Source organism: Campylobacter sp. 1569 (genome assembly GCF_024723675.1).
Classification (GTDB): Bacteria; Campylobacterota; Campylobacteria; order Campylobacterales; family Campylobacteraceae; genus Campylobacter_D; species Campylobacter_D jejuni_C.
In genome coordinates, this window is the sequence record NZ_JANQDB010000019.1 from 1 (window position 1) to 18,462 (window position 18,462).

The window sequence follows — 18,462 nt, forward strand, 5'->3', positions numbered from 1 at the left end:
TGGAGTAAAATTGTTTATTTTTTTTAGATATAATCGAGCTTTATTTATATTTAAAAAAGGCATATTTATGTTACGCTTGTTTATTGTAAGTATTTTATTTGTCAATTCACTATTAGCTTTTAATGTAAAATCTTTATTTACTTATACTTTTAATGATAACATTAGCTATGACTTAGAAAAAGCTAAAGAAATATATTTTAAAAACAAATGCAATACTTGCCATGGAGAAAATGGAGAACAAAATTCTTATGGTAAAAGAGCTATTAAAGACTTAAGCCCGGAAGAAATCAAAGGTGCTTTAAAAGATTACGCTAATGGATATTACAAAAATCAATCAAGTGATAGTATCCAAATGGGCATATACGCTAAAAAATTAAGCGGGAGTGATATGGACCATATCATAGCTTATTTAAAAGGTCAAAATTTTTCTATAGAGCTTAACCAAAAAGATCTTTTAGAAGAAGAACCTGCACCAAAAACCAAACATAATACATTTTTAAAATAACAAAAAGGAGTTTTCATGAAAAAAAATCTACTGCTAGCTAGCTTACTTTGTGCTAGTTCAATTTATGCTACAGAAGTAAAAATAGGCATTGTTTTACCACTTACTGGTACTTTAGCAGCTTATGGTAATGATGTATATGAAGGCATTAAACTGGCTAATACTTTAAACCCAAATTTAAAAAATGGGGATAGTATTAAAATCATAGCTATTGATACAAAAGGCGATAAAATAGAAGCAGCAAATGCCACTACTAGACTTATCTCTCAAGATAAAGTTTTAGGCCTTATAGGCGAGGCTGTTACACCAAATACTATGCAAGTTTTATCTATAGCCGAAGAAAGAAAAATTCCTGCTATAGCTCCGGTTGCTTCAGGTGATAAACTTTTAGATAAAAAAAGCTATGCTAGCAGAGTTTGTTTCATGGATAGTTTTCAAGGAGATAAATTTGCTAACTATGCCTATAAAGATTTAAATTTAAAAAGCGTAGTTGTAATAGTTGATCAAAGCAATGTATATTCATTAGGTTTAGCAAGAGCTTTTGAAAAAGAATTTAAACAAAATGGTGGAAAAGTACTTAAAAAACTAACTATTTCTTCAGGTGATAAGGACTTTAAAGCTATTGTTTCTCAACTTAAAAGTATCAACCCTGATTTTGTTTATATGCCAATTTATCACCCAGAAGCTGCCTTAATAGCAAGACAAGCAAAAGCAGTTGGTTTTAACAAACTTTTAAGTGCAGGCGATGGGGTAAATAATAAAACCTTTATCGAACTTGGCGGCGATGCTGTAAATGGAGTAATCTTTACTGATAGTTTTGATTACAACAACCCTCCAACAACCCTTTCTAAGAAATTTATTGAAGCTTATGAAAAAGATCATGGTACCAAAGAGCTTCCAGCATTTTCTGCTATGGGGGCCGATGCTTATTATGTAATGGTAAATGCTATGAATGAATGTGCGAACAATCTTAACGCACAATGTATCAATGAAAAAATTCATTCAACAAATAATTTTGAAGGCGTAGGTGGAGTTATAAGCATAGATGCTAGTGGCAATGCAAGTCGTTCTGTAGTTATAAAAGAAATACAAGAACAAAAACAAGTTTATAAAACTATTATCAATCCTTGAAAGGTTAAACTATGAAAAAAATTAGCATAGCTATATTGTCTATCATAGCTAGTAATATCATACAAGCAAAAGAAATTAACATTGGCGTAGTTTTACCTCTAACAGGCCCTACAGCAGCTTATGGACAAAGTGCTTTAGATGGAGTGAAAATTGCAAATTCTATGAAAAATACTTTAAGCAATGGAGATAAAGTAAATTTAGTAGTAGTTGACACAAAAGGCGATAAAATAGAAAGTGCAAATGCTAGTACAAGATTAGTTTCACAAAATAAAGCTTATGCATTAATTGGTGAAATGCTAACAGCCAACACTTTACAAGTAATAAGAATTGGTGAAGAAAAAAAGATACCAGTAGTTGCTCCTGCAGCTACTGCTGATAAAATTCTAAATAAAAAATTATATGCCAGCAGAGTTTGTTTTATGGATAGTTTTCAAGGCTCATCTTTGGCTAATTATGTAAAAAATAAACTAAATTACACTAAAGCTGTGATAATTAGCGATCAAAGTGCAGATTATTCTTTGGGTTTAACTAGAGCCTTTGAAAAAGAATTTAGCAAACAAGGTGGAAAAATTTTAGATAAATTTAGAATTACAGCAGGCGATAAAGATTTCAAAGCTATTCTTTCACAAATTAAAAATTTAAAACCTGATTTTATTTATCTTCCAGTATATTACACTGAGGCTTCTTTATTTGTACGCCAAGCAAAAGCAATGGGTATAAATATCCCTATGGGTTCAGCAGATGGTGTGGCTGATGAAACCTTTATTAATCTAGCTCAAGAAGCAGCTGAAGGATATTTATTCACTGATAGTTTTGATTATAACAACCCGCCAACGCAACTTTCAAAAGACTTTATATTAGCTTATGAAAAAGAAAAACAAAGCAAAGAGGTTCCAAATTTTACAGCTATGGGTGCAGATGCGTATTTTGTGATTTTTGAAGCTATGCAAAAATGTATTAATGATTTTAACAGTGAATGTATCAATAATAATATCCACGCTACTTCAAAATTTGAAGGTGTTAGCGGGGTGATTAGTATTGATAAAACAGGTAATGCTACGCGTTCAATTGTTATAAAATCAATAGAAAATCAAAAGCAAATTTATAAAGATACGATTCTTCCGTAAATAAATTTTTAAGAGGTTCAATGGATAGTTCTTTAATTTTACAGCAAATTATAAATGGTTTTAGCTTAGGTAGTATGTATGCACTTATTGCTATAGGCTATACAATGGTCTATGGTGTTTTAAGACTGATTAATTTCGCACATGGCGATATTATGATGGTGGGTGCATACTCAGCTTTATTTTGTGTTACGAGTATGAATGTGCCTTTTTTGGGCGCCCTTTCCTTGGCTATGTTATTTGCAGCAGCTTTAGGTATAGCTATTGATAGAGTAGCTTATAAACCTCTAAGAAAAGCACCTAGAATTTCTTTACTTATCACAGCCATAGGTATAAGCTTTTTAATACAAAATATATTTAATGTCTTATTTGGTTCAACACCGAAATATTTTCCTGTGCCAAGCTATCTTGAAACAGTGATTAATTTTAATAATATCAGTATTAGTATTAATAGTATTTTAGTGCCTATTTTGACATTTTTTATATTATTAGTAGTTTTATTCATACTTTATAAAAGCAAATATGGCATTGCTATTAGAGCCTTAGCTTTTGATATTCATACTGTAAATTTAATGGGAATTGATGCAAATCGTATTATCGCTATTGTATTTGCACTAGGCTCGGCTTTAGCTGCTATTGGTGGTATTTTTTGGGCTGTTAGTTATCCTTCTGTTGAACCTAGCATGGGGACACTTATAGGACTTAAGGCCTTTGGTGCTGCTGTTTTAGGTGGTATTGGTTCGGTTGCTGGAGCAGTTTTAGGTGGCTTAATTATAGGATTTACAGAAGTTGTTGTAGTTGCTATTTTTCCTGATCTTTCTGGTTTTAAAGATGCTTTTGCGTTTATCTTTTTAGTATTGATTTTACTTTTTAAACCAACCGGAATTTTAGGTATTAATTTTGAAAAAAGTAGGTTTTAAGATGGTTGCAAGAAAAATTACACATTTAAGTTTTTTTATTATAGCACTTGCTTTTCTTTTTGTATCTCCTTATTTTTTCAATGATTATAAAATAGGAATTTTAAGCAATATTGCTATTTTTGTAATCTTAGCAGTAAGCTATAATCTTATCAATGGGGTTACAGGACAATTTTCACTAGAGCCAAATGGCTTTGTAGCTATAGGGGCTTATGTTGCAGCCTTAGTTTTACTTACAAGTGAAAGCAAAATCGATCAGTTTTCTTTAGAAGATCCAAGTAGCTTTATTTTGATGATTCATTCACCAAGTTTTATTGTAGCTTTACTTGCTGCTGGGCTTTGCGCTATGCTTTTATCTTTAGTATTAGCTTTTGCAGTATTTAGAGTTAGAGGAGATTATTTAGCTATTGTAACACTGGGCTTTGGAATTATTATCAAACTAATGGCAATTAACTTTGCTTCTGTTACAAATGGTTCTTTAGGCCTAAATGACATTCCTAAACATACCACCTTATACTGGAGTGGTGGGATTGCTATATTTTCTGTTATTATCATCTTAAATATTGTTAGTTCAAAATTTGGTAGAGCTATGAAAGCTGTAAGAGATGATGAGGATGCGGCATTAGCAATGGGTATAAATACCTTTAATATCAAAACCTTAGCCTTTAGCACTTCAGCATTTTTAGAAGGCGTTGGTGGAGGTTTATTAGCTTGTGCACTAGCTTCAGTTTCACCTGAACAATTTGACTTTTTATTTACTTTCCAGCTTTTAATCATCATTGTTTTAGGTGGCTTAGGTTCAACTACTGGTGCTATCATCGGAGCTATTTTAGTAATAGGCGGAAGTGAGTATTTAAGATTTTTAGATGAGAGTATGAATATTTTTGGTTATGAAACTCCTGCTATGCCTGGTCTTAGAATGGTTGTTTTTTCTGTTATATTGATTTTAGTAATGCTTTTTGCAAGAAGAGGAATAATGGGCGATAAAGAACTAACAGATGTTTTATTTAAGTTTTCTAAAAGGAAGAAAAAATGATTTTAGAACTTAAAGAAATTCATAAAAATTTTGGTGGAGTTAATGCTATAACAAATACTTCTTTTGCTATTAGAGAAAGTGAAATTTTTGGACTTATAGGTCCAAATGGCGCAGGTAAAACCACTCTATTTAATATTATCACAGGAAATTATAAACCAAGTAGCGGGGAAGTCTTTTTTCTAGGAAAAAAAATTGATCATTTAAAACCACACAAGATAGTTCATCTAGGTATTGCAAGAACTTTTCAAAACATCAGACTTTTTTCTAGTATGAGCGTTTTAGAAAATGTATTGATTGGTTTTGATAAAAGCATTAAATATAATATTTTTGAAGCTTTTTTACACCTTGGAAGATTTTCTAAAGCAGAAAAAAATGCAAAAAAAGCAGCTTATGAAATTTTAGAACAACTCAATATCGCTCATTTGGCTGATGAAAAAGCTACTAGTTTAAGCTATGGTCAGCAAAGGAAAGTTGAAATAGCAAGAGCTTTAGCAACAAACCCTAAACTTTTATTACTAGATGAGCCTGCAGCAGGTATGAATTCTACAGAAAGTGATGATTTAGCCGAGTTAATTTTTAACATAAGAGATAACAAAAAAATCAGCGTTTTGCTTATTGAACATGATATGAAATTTGTAAATAAACTTTGCGATAGGGTTATGGTACTTGATTATGGTAGGACTATTTTTGAAGGAAAACCAAATGATGCAGTGCAAAACCCTGAAGTAATTAGTGCGTATTTGGGAGATTTTAATGCTAGTAGTTAAAGATTTGCATGTTTATTATGGTTTAATAGAAGCTGTTAAAGGTATAGATTTTACTATAAAAACAGGAAGTATAGTTAGTTTAATAGGCTCAAATGGTGCAGGAAAAACTTCAACACTTAATGCTATGCTAAATTGTGTAAAAAAAACCGGCGAAATAACTTTTTTAGGTTATGACACCCAAAGACACTTGCCTCACACTCTAGTTCAAAAAGGCATTGCTTTAGTGCCTGAAGGAAGAAGAGTTTTTATCAATCTTACCATAGAAGAAAATTTAAAAATTGGTGCTTTTAATAATGCAGAAAATTATGAGCATTTAAAAAATCAAATGTATAGACTTTTCCCAAGATTAAAAGATAAAAAAAATGCCCTTGCAGGAACTCTAAGTGGCGGGGAAGCTCAAATGCTAGCTATTTCAAGAGCGCTTATGAGTGAACCAAAACTTTTAATGCTTGATGAGCCTTCATTAGGTCTTGCTCCAAAAATAGTTGGAGAGGTTTTTGATATTATAGTCAAATTAAAAGAAGAAGGTATTACTATTTTACTAGTAGAACAAAATGCTTTTTCGGCTTTAAAAATCAGCGACTATGCTTATGTTTTAGAAAATGGTAAAATCGCTATGCATGCACCCGCAAAAGATCTTATCGGCAATGATGAGATTAGAAAAAAATACCTTGGAGCTTAATTCATGAAAAAACAACTTTTAGCTTTTGGGGATATAAAAATCTCTATTTTTTTATTTTTAGTCTTTGCTCTATTTTGCGCTTTAGCTACTTTTATAGAAAGTGCTTATAACACTCCAACAGCATGGGCTATGATATATGGAACATCTTGGTTTGGCTTTATACAACTCATACTAGGAATCAATCTTTTGGTAGCTCTTTTCAAATATAAAATGTTTAATAAGAAAAAAATACCACTTTTAATCTTCCATATCTCATTTTTATTTATATTATTAGGTTCAGCTATGACTAGATATATGGGATTTGAAGGAAATTTACACATTAGAGAAAAAGAAAAAAATAACATCATTGAAACTTCAAAAAGTTATATTTACATAGCAACTTTAAAAGATGATAAAGTATATAGTGCTTCAAAATCTGAATACATAGCAACCCTACCTTTCGTAAATGATTTTTCATTCGATTTAATATTACCTGATGAAAAAGCTCAAATTGCATATGAAAATTTAATTTTAGATGCAAAAGAAGTTTATATTGATGATAATAATTCTGCTCCACTTTTATCTTTAATGCTTTCACAAAATAACGAGTCTAAAGAATTGCTTTTTCAAGCAGGAGATATTGAAAATATTAATGGTATTAATATAGCATTTTTAAATGACTCTGTTCCAAGTCCTTATATAAAAATTGATAAAGACCTAAAGCTAAGTGCTGACTTTGACTTAAAATACATGTCAATGAGTGATGGTAAAGAAAATATTTTAAAAGCAAACCAAAAAGCACAAGCTAAGGATTTAAGATTATATTCTTTTAATGATATTAATTTAGTAGTTAAATTTGCTTCCTTGCATGGTAAAAAAACTTTAGAAGGTATCAATCAAGCTCAAGATGAAAGCTTTTTTACTTGGTTTAAAAATAGTTGGATAGAGCTAGGACGTAATGCTTTGATTTCTTTATTTGGCGAGGCAAAATACTGGAATAATTCTTTATTAAATAATTTCAAAAATTTTGCACAAAGCACTAAATATATGCCAACTCAACTTTCAGATAATGCCATCAATGCTTTAAAATTAAAACTAAGCTACAAAGGAGAATCTAAAGAAGTTTTCCTAGTAGAATACAACTCACCTATCCGTATTGATGTAGCAGGTCAACCTTTCTTTTTAAGATGGGGTCCTAAAGGAATAGAAATGCCGTTTGAAATGTACTTAAAAGACTTTGAGCTAGAACGCTATCCTGGCTCGATGTCGCCTATGTCTTATGCAAGTTATGTGGAAATTGATAATGCTGAACAAAAATTAGAATATAAGATTTTTATGAATAATGTTTTAGATTATCAAGGTTATAGATTTTATCAAAGTTCTTATGATCAAGATGAGCTTGGTACCATACTTTCAGTTAACAAAGATCCGGGTAAAATTCCTACATATATTGGATATTTTTTGCTTACATTAGGAATGTTTTTAAATGTTTTAAATCCTCATTCAAGATTTAGAACCTTAGCTAAATTAATCAATCAAGACACCTTGAAAAAAACAAGTGCTATTTTGACTTTTATATTAGTTTTATTTGCAAACCAAAATACTTATGCAAATGAACCCATCAAGGTAGATGAAGCACATGCTAAAGAACTTGCTTCTTTAGTAGTGCAAAAGCCTGATGGTAGAATGGTGCCTTTTAATACTTTAGCTATGGAAGTTTTAGAAAAAATATACAAAAATACAACCTTTCAAGGACAAAGTGCTGAAGCGACTATCATATCAATGATTTTTGATGGCAGTGCATGGTATGATAAAGATGTTATTTTTATGCCAACAAGTCGTTTGGTTAATGAAGAAATTTCTAAAATTTTAGATATTGAACCTAGAGCTTATACTAGTTTTAAAGATTTTTTCACTACAGATGCTTATAAACTACAAAAATATGTAGAAAATGCTATTAGAAAAAATCCAAATCGTAGAAGTGTTTTTGATAAAGAAATTATCAAGCTTGATGAAAGGGTAAATATTGTAAATTTAATTTTTTCAGGCGATATTTTTAGATTTATCCCTTTACAAAATAGCACTAACAACCAATGGGTAGCACCACGCGAAGCTTATATAGGTTTAAAAGGCGAAGAAGGTGCGGAAGTTAAAAGTATTTTAGAAAATTATTTCAACGCAGTTAGCAACTCTATTGTACATAACAACTGGGATGAAGCAACTAAAAACTTAAATGCTATCAAAAACTATCAAGAAAAATATGGCCATGAAGTTATGCCAAGTGCTAAAAAAATTAATACAGAAATCTTTTTCAATAAAAGTCAAATTTTTGTAAATCTTACTCCGCTTTATTTATGTGCTGGATTTTTACTTTTAATTATAGTTTTTGTTAAAATGCTTCTACCAAAAATTCGCATTGATTTTATTTTTAAATGTGTTTATGTGTTTAATATTGTAGCATTTTTTATCCATACTCTAGGCTTGGCTTTGCGTTGGTATATAGCAGGTCGTGCGCCATGGAGTAATGCTTATGAGAGCATGGTTTATATAGCCTGGGCTTTATCCTTATCTGGAATTTTCTTTTCTAGAAAAAGTCCTATTGCACTTTCTTTAACTTCTATTTTAGCAGGAGTTACTTTAGGTGTGGCTCATCTTAGTCAAATGGATCCACAAATTACCAATTTAGTTCCTGTGTTACAATCATACTGGCTAACTATACATGTTTCAGTTATCACCGCTAGTTATGGATTTTTAGGTTTATGTGCATTATTAGGTATATTTGTGCTTATTTTATTATGCATGCTAAAAATCAATGGCAAGCACAATGAAAATATTTTAAGAAATATCACAGAAGCAACAAGAATTAATGAAATGGCTATGATTTTAGGGCTTTGCTTGCTTACTGTAGGAAATTTCTTAGGTGCTATATGGGCAAATGAAAGTTGGGGAAGATATTGGAGTTGGGACTCTAAAGAAACTTGGGCTTTAATTAGTATTTTAGTTTATGCGGCTATTTTACACATTAGAATGGTGCCAAAATGGGCTAATCAATATACTTTTGCAGTTTGCTCTATGTTTGCATATTGGGTGATTATTATGACTTATTTTGGAGTAAATTACTTTTTAACTGGTATGCATTCTTATGCAGCAGGAGATTCTGTAAAAATTCCTGATTACGTATATTGGGGCTTTTTGTTTATGGTAGTATTAAGCCTAGGTGCTTATCTTAAAAAATCTTATGCTAAAAAACTTTAGGACTAAATCATGAAAAGCTCTCTCTTGATTTTTTTAATTATCGCCCTATTTATTATAATTATTTTAGGTATTATAATAATAATATTTTTTATCAATAAAGATAAAAACATTTCAAAAACATCACCTATAACAACGCCCATAAAAAGTAATAATACCATGGGTAAAATAAATGATATAGAAGAATTTATATCAAAAGCTGATAATGCTAAAAATGCTCAAGAATTACATGAGCTAATTTTGCAATTTCTAAATTCGCAAAAATTTAACTCTAACCCAAAAGACAGCGCCACCAAAAGAAAACTAGATTTTGTTAGTGCTATTTCAGCTAATGCAAATGCTAGCCCAAAAAATATATCTTTTTTAAACAATGAATTAAAAAAAAGATATAAAACCCTAAAAAAAGAAATAGATGCTTATGAGCAAGTAGGTTTGGCAAAAAGAAAAATGAGACAATCTTAAGGAATTTTAATGAAAAATATTAGAAATTTCTCTATTATAGCTCATATTGACCATGGAAAAAGCACGCTAGCTGATAGGATTATTAGTGAATGCGGTGCAATTAGCGATAGACAAATGAGTGCCCAAGTCATGGATACTATGGATATAGAAAAAGAGCGTGGTATAACTATAAAAGCTCAATCTGTACGTTTAAATTATAAATTCAACAATGAAGAATATGTATTAAATTTAATAGACACTCCGGGCCACGTTGATTTTTCCTATGAAGTAAGTCGCTCTTTAGCAAGTTGTGAAGGAGCTTTGCTTGTTGTCGATGCTTCTCAAGGTGTAGAAGCTCAAACTATAGCTAATGTTTATATAGCCTTAGAAAATGATCTTGAAATTATACCAGTGATTAATAAAATAGATCTTCCTTCAGCTGATATTGAAAAGGTTAAGCACGAAATAGAACATATTATAGGAATTGATTGCTCTAATGCAATTTGTGTTAGTGCAAAAACAGGTGTAGGTATAAAAGAACTCATAGAAACCATCATCACAAAAATTCCTGCACCAAAAACTGATGATGAAGCACCTACTAAAGCTTTAATTTATGATTCTTGGTTTGATAATTATCTTGGAGCTTTAGCTTTAGTTAGAATTTATGAGGGAAATATAGCTAAAAATGATGAAGTTTTAGTTATGAGTACAGATAAAAAACATCTTGTACAAGATCTTTTTTATCCTCATCCATTAAGTCCTATAAAAACTAAAAAATTAGAATCAGGTGAAGTAGGTGTTATTGTACTTGGACTTAAAAATGTTGCCGATGTTCAAGTGGGCGATACCATAACATTAACAAAAAATAAAGCAAAAGAAGCTATCGGTGGTTTTGAAAAGGCTAAGGCTTTTGTTTTTGCAGGATTATATCCTATAGAAACGGATAAATTTGAAGATTTAAGAGATGCTTTAGATAAATTAAAACTTAATGATAGTTCTATTACCTATGAACCTGAAACTTCCCTTGCTTTAGGATTTGGTTTTAGAGTTGGTTTTTTAGGTCTTCTACACATGGAGGTTATTAAAGAAAGACTTGAACGTGAGTTTAACCTTGATTTGATTGCTACTGCTCCAACTGTTACTTATGAAATTTATCAAACCGATGGAGAAGTTTTAAAAATTCAAAATCCAAGCGAGCTACCTCCAGTAAATAAAATCGATCATATAAAAGAACCTTATGTAAAAGCAACCATTATAACTCCAAGTGAGTATCTAGGAAATTTAATCACTCTTTTAAATCGCAAACGCGGTATGCAAGTTAAGATGGATTATATCACTCCTGAGCGTGTTTTACTTGAGTATGATATACCTTTAAACGAAATCGTTATGGATTTTTATGATAAACTCAAGTCACTCACTAAAGGTTATGCTAGTTTTGATTATGAGCCTATTGAATTTAGAGTAGGAGATCTTGTAAAACTTGATATTAAAGTAGCTGGTGAAAATGTCGATGCACTAAGCATTATAGTACCAAATGAAAAAGCATTAAGCAAAGGTAGAGAATTAGTAAAAGCGATGAAAGAAATCGTCCCGAGACAGCTTTTTGAAGTTGCCATCCAAGCAAGCATAGGAAACAAAATCATTGCAAGAGAAAATGTAAAATCTATGGGTAAAAATGTAACTGCAAAATGCTATGGTGGGGATATTACTAGAAAAAGGAAACTTCTTGAAAAACAAAAAGAAGGTAAAAAAAGAATGAAAGCCATTGGTAAAGTACATTTACCTCAAGAAGCATTTTTAAGCGTTTTAAAAATAGACTAATCCCTAGTTTAAAACTAGGGAATTATGCATTGATATCTAAAGAATTTCCACCCATTTCATTAATTTTTTGAGTTACTTTTTCAATAGCTTTATCAATTGTTTCATAGCTGATATCAGGAAGTTTGCCACCCCACATTTTTTCCGCTTGCGCAAATCCTGCTTTTAGACCTTCTAAACCTTTTTGGAGTTTTTCCATATCTTCACCAGCTCCATTAATAACAAAATCAGCCAATCTTTGAGATGTTTTTGCTACACCAAAATACCCATCTTCCCCAATAAGCTCTTTTGCCTCATCAGCATTTAAACTAAGTATATCTTTACCTTCATATCCTATAGCTTTAAAATCTACATTTGATAGAATAGCCGTTAAAGAATCCTTAGACTGAGCTCCTTGAAAAATCCCAGCTTGAGTTAAACCATTAGAGGAACTCATACTAAATGCTTGTTGCATAAAGCTCATAGCATAAAGTTCTGTTATGCCTTTTCCACCTATGCTAGCAAGCTTACTAAGCTTATCCTCATCAATATCTTTTGTACTATTAGCACTTTTAGTATTGGCATCTTCAAGTTTTGTATTCGAATCAGCCTTCCTATTGCTAATCTGTGACTCCACTGCCACACGTGAATACGAATTTATTTGCATCCTTGCTCCTTTTTTTGTGGGTTTATAAAAATCGGATAAAAAAAAATAAAATGAATATTAAGCAGAAAATAAAGACTTTTACAATATAATAATTTTGTATTATACAATATAGGATTTTTAAAATTTAGGTGATTTATGTTTTTCAAAGATTGTTTTATTGAAATTTCAGATCCATATTTTAAAGATACTATAGAAGGCATCGAATCTCTTTATTAGCTTTATTTTATTTATACAATTTATTAAACAGATAATAAATAAATACTAATAAGGAAAACTATGTCATTGCACAATTTTTATACTAATACAAACGCTACTATATTATTTTACAAATGTGCCCTGCCTAATATGGCAAGTGCTGTATTTATATACCTTTATGTTATCATTGATGGGATTTTTGTTGGAAGATACTTAGGAACAGATGCTCTTGCTGCTATGAATTTAGTAATGCCCTTTATCATGATAAGCTTTGCCTTAGCGGATATGATAGCTATAGGCTCATCAGTGCAAATAGCAATCAATCTAGGCAAAGGAAAAATCGAAAAAGCAAGAGCTATTTTTTCTTTTTGTATCATTTTAATTTTTATCATCTCTTGTATAATGGGAATACTAGGATTTTTTTTAACAAGACCTTTAAGTGTTCTTATGGGGGCTGATGAAAACATACAAAATTTATCTACTGAATATATGCAAATTTTTGCTCTTTTTGCACCCTTTATCATGTTGGCTTTTGCTATGGATAATTATTTAAGAATATGCGGTAAAACATTTTATAGCATGGTGGTTAATATCACAGTAGCTTTAAGCAATATAGTTTTAGATTGGCTTTTTATAGTTGTTTTTGAATGGAGCTTATTTTCAGCTGCTCTAGCAACTTGTTTAGGAATGTTTTTAGGTACTATTTTGAGTTTTATACCTTTTGTTTTTAAAAATTTAATTTTAAAATTTAAAAGACCTATGATTAGTTTAAAAATACTCAAAAATATCATCTATAATGGCTCTTCTGAATTTTTTTCTAACATATCAAGCTCTATTTACACTATACTAGCTAATACTATATTATTAAAAATAGCAGGAAATCAAGCACTAGCAGCTTTTTCTGTTATACTTTATTTAAGCACTTTTACCTTTGCTTTGATTTTATCAATGTGCGAAGCCATGCAACCTGCCATAAGTTACAACTACGGCTACAAAAACATATTAAGAATTCAAGCTATTTTTAAAAGAATGCTTATAGCATCTAGTGTATTTGGAACTTCTATCTTCTTACTCACATTTTTTTTCAACGAAATTATGGTTTCTTTTTTTAATAAAAATGATGAAGTTGATTTTGCAAATATAGCACAAAATGCACTTATGTTGTTTTCTTTTTCCTTTTTATTAAGTTGGCTTGGAAAACTTTGTGCGTCTTTTTTTACTGCCTTAGATAAACCTATGCTTTCTTTAATCATATCTATGATACAAAGTTTTATATTGCCTTTTGTTTTTATACAAATATTATCGCATTATTTTGGCTTAAATGGGGTTTGGCTTACTTCTTTTGTAAGTGAAGTTTTTATGGCGTTTATTGCTTCATTTTTATTGTATAAAACTTTTAAAGATCTAAACTCTTAGCTAATTTCAAACAAGAGTTTAGATCTTGCTCTTTACATATATATAAATTTTTAAGATTACGGAGCTTTAAAGCTGTACTTTGACCTATAACTACAACCTTATCTTCTTTTTCTAATGTAAAAAATTTCAAAAATTGCTCTATGCTTGATGGAGCGCTAAAGATAAAAACACTTGGATGATGTATTTCTAGCTCATCTTTTTTAGGCTCTATGGCTATATTTTCATAAACAATTAATTGTTTTAAAAAGATATTTTCTTTTAACAAATACTCATCAAGACCCGAACTAATTTTCTTCGCTCTTAAATAAAGACATTTTTTATTTTTAAACTCAGATAAAAACTCACTAGCTAAATTTTTACCATAAGCCTTGCTAGGATATTTGACATTTTTAAAGCCAAGCTCTTTTGCAAAATCAGCACTTTTTTGACCCACAGCATAAAGTTTAATATCAAAATCAATTTTGCTTTTACTTGAAATTAATGCTCTTAATGCATTCTTAGAGCTAATGATTAAACAATCAAATTCCTTTAAATTAACTTCAAAATTAAGAAATTTAATTTCATTTAATCTTATAGTCTTAACGCCATCAAATTCTTTATCCCCTATAAAATAAACCATTATTTTCCTATAAAAGTTTGATCAAAACTTGATCTTAAATTTAAAGTTGCATTAAAAGGATCTTTTGCTTGCATTATTGCTCTAACCACAGCTATACCTTGTATATTACAATCTTTAAGCAAATTTAAATTAGCTTCATCTATCCCACCTATAGCTACAATAGGCAAAGAAGCTAAACTAGTAATTTCTTTTAATCCATCTACACCAAGCACAACACAATCTTGCTTGCTAGGCGTAGCAAAAACGGCCCCTACTCCAAGATAAGTAGCACCTTGAGTATTAACAAGCTCACTTTTATGATTGATCGTAAGTCCTATGATTTTATCTTCGCCCAAAAGCTCTCTTGCTTTTTTTAAAGGCATATCCTTTTGACCTATATGCACTCCATTTGCATTCACAGCCATGGCTATATCGATTCTATCATTTATCAAAAAAGGCGTATTGTATTTTTCACACAAAGCTTTAACTTTTAAAGCAAGATTATAAAATTCTAAAGTGCTAAGATTTTTTTCCCTAAGTTGTAAAATATCAATCTTAGCTTTCAAAGAAGCTTCTAAAATATTTAAAAACTCACTTTCACTTTTTTCACCCTTGCTTGCAACAAGATAAATTTTAAATGATTTCATATTTAGCTCTTTTTTTAATTTCTTCATCATCTAAATTACTTAAAGCATCGATTAAATTCACTCTAAAACTACCACTTCCACTGGAAAGTTCTTGAGCGATTTCACTAGCTATACCAAAACTAAGCAAAGCATATAAACTAGCTTGAAATTTATCTTCTAGCACTCCTGCAAAAACTCCACACAAAGAAGCACACATGCAACCTGCTCCAGTTATTTTAGTAGCCATAATAGATCCATTATAAATTTTAGCAATACGCTCTTGATTTATAATATAATCAATTTTTCCAGTTATGGCTAAAGCACGCTTGGTTTTATAAGAGTATTCTCTAGCTTTTTCTAAAAACTCATCATTGATCACAAAAGTACTATCAACCCCTCTTGCTTTACCATCTAAACCTATAACACTAGCCATTTCAGATGCATTTGCTTTAACAATACTAATACCTTTTAGATTAAGCAATTCAAAATTAATCCCATCTCTTGCCTTGCTAACACCCAAAGCAACAGGATCAAAAACTATAGGTTTATTTAATAAAGCATACTCCTTGATCGCTTTTAACATAGAATTAGCTACAAGCTGACTAATCGTGCCTGTATTTAATACTAAAGCTGAGCCTATTTTAGCAAAATCAACTTGTTCTTCATAAAAATCAGCCATAGCAGCACTTGCTCCCATTGCTATAGTTACATTTGCACAATCATTAGCTGTAACATAGTTGGTAATATGATGAATCAAAGGATTTTTTTCTCTTACCGCTTTGATAATCATTTTTACTCCTTGTCATATTGAAAAAAGTGATTAGTTGGACCATAACCTTTTCCAAGTGCTAAAGAATTTAATATAGCTCCGTATACATAATCTTTAGCAAGCTTTATAGCTTCATGTTTTTCTTTACCTAAAGCAAGATTGCTAGCTATAGCCGAACTTAATGTACAACCTGTGCCATGTGTGTTTTTTGTGCTGATTTTTTCTGCTTTAAAAATACTAAATTCCTTTCCATCGTAAAAAACATCATTAGTGTTATCTTTACTATGTCCACCTTTAATTAAGACGCTTTTTGCGCCTTCTTTGTGAAGTTTTATAGCAGCTTTTTTCATGTCCTCTTCATTAAATATTTTAAAATCACACAAAAACTCAGCCTCAGGTATATTTGGAGTAAGCACATCAGCCAAAGATAAAATTTCATCTTTAAAAAATTGACAATTTTCTAAAGGCATTAAAGCATAACCATTTTTTGCGAACATCACAGGATCTATCACTACATTTTTAGCCTTAAAGCGTAATAAATTTTCTTTTACACAAGTTATAATTTCTTTTGAACCTAGCATTCCAATTTTCACAGCAACTGGCTCTATATCTTCATAAACTGCTAGCATTTGCTCATCTATTATCTTAGTTGGTATATCAAAGCAAGAAATCACTCTTGCAGTATTTTCAGCTACTACACTTAAAATCACACTCATACCAAATAAATTATGCGCGCTAAAAGTTTTTAAATCAGCTTGTATGCCAGCTCCACCACTACAATCACTCCCAGCTATAGTTAAGATAGGAATTTTAGTTTTTGTTTTTGCTTGTATCATTTTTATCCTTTTTTATAAAAAAGGAAAGTTTTTGCAAGAATTCAAAGTTTGCATTACCAAACTCCTCAAGGGTCGAAGTCTAACTTCCTCTCAGCAAAAGCTCCCCGCTAATGAAAAAATTATATCTTAGTTTTAATTAATCTTTAAAAATATTTCAAAATACTGCTATAATTTTGAAAAAACTACACAATTTTAGAGGAAAAAATGACTAAGATTATTTTTGTTTGCCTGGGAAATATCTGTCGTTCTCCTATGGCCGAATTTATTATGAAAGATCTTATATCAAAAGAAAATTTAAATAATGAATTTGTTATTTCTAGCGCAGGTACTTCAGGTTACCACGATGGAGAAGACATGCATTATAAAACCAAAGCCATGTTAAATAGCAAAAATATCATCTCCAAGCCATTTTGCAGTCAAAAACTAAGCTTAAAAATGTGCGAAGATAATGATTTAATTATAGTAATGGATAACTCCAATTACAATGATGTAGTTAAAAATTTTCCAAGTGTAAAACATAAAATTCGCAAAATTACCTCTTTTGCATTAGAATTAGGGTATGATGAAGTTCCTGATCCTTGGTATAGTAGGAATTTTGATGAAACTTATCAAATATTGTTTAACGCTTGTTGTAATCTATTATCCACTGTTAAAAAATAATTCATCATATGTTTTTTATTTTTATTTTATTTTTTTTTTTTTGATATAATAGGAGTATTGCAAATTTATCTTTAAAATAAATTAAATCAAAAAAAAGGAGTTTTTGTTGAAAAGTATTAAATTAAAATTATCGCTTATTGCGAATATTATGGCTGTAGTTTGTCTTATAATTTTAGGTGTTATTAGTTTTATTTTCACCAAAAAAGCTTTAAATTATGAAGTTATAAAAGCTGAGACAAACTATGTTAGAGCTGCAGAAAAATCCATGAGAGATTTTAAAAATATTAACATCAATTCTTTAGAAAGATTATCACAAGCTATTACAAGATTTTCTTACGAAGAACTCGATACACAAGAAAAACTAATGCGTAACACAGGAAAACTTTTAAAATCTTTTAGAGATGCAGGTAATTATTTGGCTGTTTATATTGCTCAACCAAATGGTGAGTTAGTAGTAAGTGATCCAGACAGTGATAGCAAAGGACTAGAATATGGAACTTATGGCAAAGCAGACAACTACGATGCAACAACAAGAGAATTTTATATAGAAGCTAAAAAGAAAAATGGCTTATATATTACTGCAGCTTACATTGATGCAACGACAGGTTTACCTTGTTTTACCTATGCTATGCCTTTAATTAAAGATGGAAAATTCCTAGGAGTTGTAGCTATTGATGTTTTAGTAAAAGATCTACAAACTGAATTTAGTGAATTACCAGGAAGAACTTTTGTGTTTGACCATGAATATAATGTTTTTGCAGCAACAGATAAGACGCTAATTAGCAAAGAAAAGAATCCAGATATTGTTACTGTAGCAAAAAGTTATGAACAAGCTGGAGATTACAACATCTTTAATTATACCACTCAAAAAGGTAAAGATAGATTTGGTATTTGTGTAAAAATTGATGGCTATACAACATGTGCAGGTGAAGATATAGAAGTAATAGAAGCTCCGGCTTTAAAAATAGCTTATATTCAAACCTCTATTGTTATTTTCACAAGCATAGCTAGTATTATCTTGCTTTATTTTATTATTTCTTATTATTTATCACCTTTACAAGCTATTC

Annotated in this window: 18 protein-coding genes; 13 read left to right on the forward strand and 5 right to left on the reverse strand. The window is 30.4% G+C overall.

Features of this window, described 5'->3' with window-relative positions:
* Positions 1-67: 67 nt before the first annotated feature.
* From CAMP5060_RS07415 to lepA, 10 genes are all read left to right on the forward strand, one after another.
* Positions 68-505, forward strand: a complete 438-nt coding sequence (locus CAMP5060_RS07415) for a c-type cytochrome (RefSeq protein WP_261545368.1) — start codon at positions 68-70, stop codon at positions 503-505.
* Positions 506-520: 15 nt separating this feature from the next.
* Positions 521-1,633 (forward strand): ABC transporter substrate-binding protein, encoded by a 1,113-nt coding sequence (locus CAMP5060_RS07420; protein ID WP_261545367.1) that lies wholly within the window; start codon positions 521-523, stop codon positions 1,631-1,633.
* An 11-nt stretch (positions 1,634-1,644) separates the two neighbouring features.
* The gene (locus CAMP5060_RS07425) at positions 1,645-2,760 is read left to right on the forward strand and encodes an ABC transporter substrate-binding protein (RefSeq protein ID WP_261545366.1); all 1,116 of its coding nucleotides are present in this window, start codon (positions 1,645-1,647) and stop codon (positions 2,758-2,760) included.
* A 20-nt stretch (positions 2,761-2,780) separates the two neighbouring features.
* A complete protein-coding gene (locus CAMP5060_RS07430) occupies positions 2,781-3,677 on the forward strand; it encodes a branched-chain amino acid ABC transporter permease (protein WP_087700180.1) in 897 nt (298 codons plus the stop codon).
* A gap of 1 nt (position 3,678) precedes the next feature.
* Complete coding sequence (locus CAMP5060_RS07435; protein ID WP_214126501.1) at positions 3,679-4,710, forward strand: branched-chain amino acid ABC transporter permease; 1,032 nt, start codon at positions 3,679-3,681, stop codon at positions 4,708-4,710.
* Positions 4,707-5,477, forward strand: a complete 771-nt coding sequence (locus CAMP5060_RS07440; RefSeq protein ID WP_039618805.1) for a high-affinity branched-chain amino acid transporter, ATP-binding protein — start codon at positions 4,707-4,709, stop codon at positions 5,475-5,477. The genes CAMP5060_RS07435 and CAMP5060_RS07440 overlap by 4 nt, the downstream gene beginning before the upstream one ends.
* On the forward strand, positions 5,464-6,159 hold the full coding sequence (locus CAMP5060_RS07445) for an ABC transporter ATP-binding protein (protein WP_087700176.1): 696 nt from the start codon (positions 5,464-5,466) through the stop codon (positions 6,157-6,159). The genes CAMP5060_RS07440 and CAMP5060_RS07445 overlap by 14 nt, the downstream gene beginning before the upstream one ends.
* Before the next feature lie 3 nt (positions 6,160-6,162).
* Positions 6,163-9,393, forward strand: coding sequence for a c-type cytochrome biogenesis protein CcsB (ccsB, locus tag CAMP5060_RS07450; RefSeq protein ID WP_337218161.1), 3,231 nt, complete (start codon positions 6,163-6,165; stop codon positions 9,391-9,393).
* 156 nt (positions 9,394-9,549) lie between these two features.
* Positions 9,550-9,852 carry a hypothetical protein gene (locus tag CAMP5060_RS08370; protein ID WP_141085242.1) on the forward strand — a complete coding sequence of 101 codons (303 nt, stop codon included), beginning with the start codon at positions 9,550-9,552 and terminating at the stop codon, positions 9,850-9,852.
* A 3-nt stretch (positions 9,853-9,855) separates the two neighbouring features.
* Entirely contained in the window at positions 9,856-11,652 is a 1,797-nt protein-coding gene (gene lepA / locus CAMP5060_RS07460) for a translation elongation factor 4 (RefSeq protein WP_087700170.1), read from the forward strand.
* A 22-nt stretch (positions 11,653-11,674) separates the two neighbouring features.
* On the opposite strand, the gene CAMP5060_RS07465 is transcribed toward lepA, so the two are convergent.
* Complete coding sequence (locus CAMP5060_RS07465) at positions 11,675-12,295, reverse strand: hypothetical protein (RefSeq protein WP_261545364.1); 621 nt, start codon at positions 12,293-12,295, stop codon at positions 11,675-11,677.
* 282 nt (positions 12,296-12,577) lie between these two features.
* On the opposite strand from CAMP5060_RS07465, the gene CAMP5060_RS07470 reads away from it, so the two are divergent.
* The gene (locus CAMP5060_RS07470) at positions 12,578-13,906 is read left to right on the forward strand and encodes an MATE family efflux transporter (RefSeq protein ID WP_442863352.1); all 1,329 of its coding nucleotides are present in this window, start codon (positions 12,578-12,580) and stop codon (positions 13,904-13,906) included.
* Here CAMP5060_RS07470 and CAMP5060_RS07475 read toward each other — a convergent pair.
* Genes CAMP5060_RS07475 through thiD form a run of 4 tightly spaced genes read right to left on the reverse strand, consistent with a single transcriptional unit; the run spans position 13,887 to position 16,735 of the window.
* A complete protein-coding gene (locus tag CAMP5060_RS07475) occupies positions 13,887-14,528 on the reverse strand; it encodes a uroporphyrinogen-III synthase (protein WP_337218164.1) in 642 nt (213 codons plus the stop codon). The two genes, CAMP5060_RS07470 and CAMP5060_RS07475, sit on opposite strands and share 20 nt — an antisense overlap.
* Entirely contained in the window at positions 14,525-15,151 is a 627-nt protein-coding gene (thiE, locus tag CAMP5060_RS07480; RefSeq protein ID WP_214126498.1) for a thiamine phosphate synthase, read from the reverse strand. The genes CAMP5060_RS07475 and thiE overlap by 4 nt, the downstream gene beginning before the upstream one ends.
* The gene (thiM, locus tag CAMP5060_RS07485) at positions 15,138-15,920 is read right to left on the reverse strand and encodes a hydroxyethylthiazole kinase (RefSeq protein WP_087700160.1); all 783 of its coding nucleotides are present in this window, start codon (positions 15,918-15,920) and stop codon (positions 15,138-15,140) included. Before thiM ends, thiE begins: the two co-directional genes overlap by 14 nt.
* A gap of 2 nt (positions 15,921-15,922) precedes the next feature.
* Positions 15,923-16,735, reverse strand: coding sequence for a bifunctional hydroxymethylpyrimidine kinase/phosphomethylpyrimidine kinase (gene thiD, locus CAMP5060_RS07490; protein ID WP_087700159.1), 813 nt, complete (start codon positions 16,733-16,735; stop codon positions 15,923-15,925).
* 204 nt (positions 16,736-16,939) lie between these two features.
* Here thiD and CAMP5060_RS07495 point away from each other — a divergent pair, with 204 nt between their 5' ends.
* Together CAMP5060_RS07495 and CAMP5060_RS07500 are read left to right on the forward strand one after the other, a co-directional pair.
* Positions 16,940-17,395 (forward strand): low molecular weight protein-tyrosine-phosphatase, encoded by a 456-nt coding sequence (locus CAMP5060_RS07495; RefSeq protein WP_087700156.1) that lies wholly within the window; start codon positions 16,940-16,942, stop codon positions 17,393-17,395.
* A 106-nt stretch (positions 17,396-17,501) separates the two neighbouring features.
* Positions 17,502-18,462: PDC sensor domain-containing protein (locus CAMP5060_RS07500; RefSeq protein ID WP_337218163.1), on the forward strand; the 961-nt coding region annotated here is incomplete at its 3' end.